The organism is Bacillus pretiosus (assembly GCF_051294775.1).
Classification (GTDB): domain Bacteria; phylum Bacillota; class Bacilli; order Bacillales; family Bacillaceae_G; genus Bacillus_A; species Bacillus_A wiedmannii.
Genome location: NZ_JBPPHF010000580.1, coordinates 1 through 282, shown reverse-complemented (window position 1 = coordinate 282; position 282 = coordinate 1). Strand labels below are relative to the sequence as shown.

Here is a 282-nt window from a genome sequence, read left to right as displayed (position 1 = left end):
AAGGAGGTCATGACCACGGACATAGTCACGACCATGGTGAAGCACATGTGAAAACGTTGGTAGGACGATTAGTGGTCGGCGGAATTTTGACAGCAATTGCTGCATTAGCTGGCTTACCACAAATGATAACAATTCCGTTATTTGTCCTTGCGTATTTATTAATAGGTGGAGAAATCGTTTGGAGAGCGGTAAGAAACATAACTCGCGGCCAAGTGTTCGATGAGAACTTCTTAATGGCAATTGCAACACTAGGAGCTTTTGCGATTCAACAATATTCAGAAG

Annotated in this window: 1 pseudogene; it reads left to right on the top strand. The window is 42.9% G+C overall.

Annotated features, from left to right (window positions below):
• A pseudogene (locus ACSG5Z_RS32240) lies at positions 1-282 on the top strand (heavy metal translocating P-type ATPase); the annotation flags it as partial.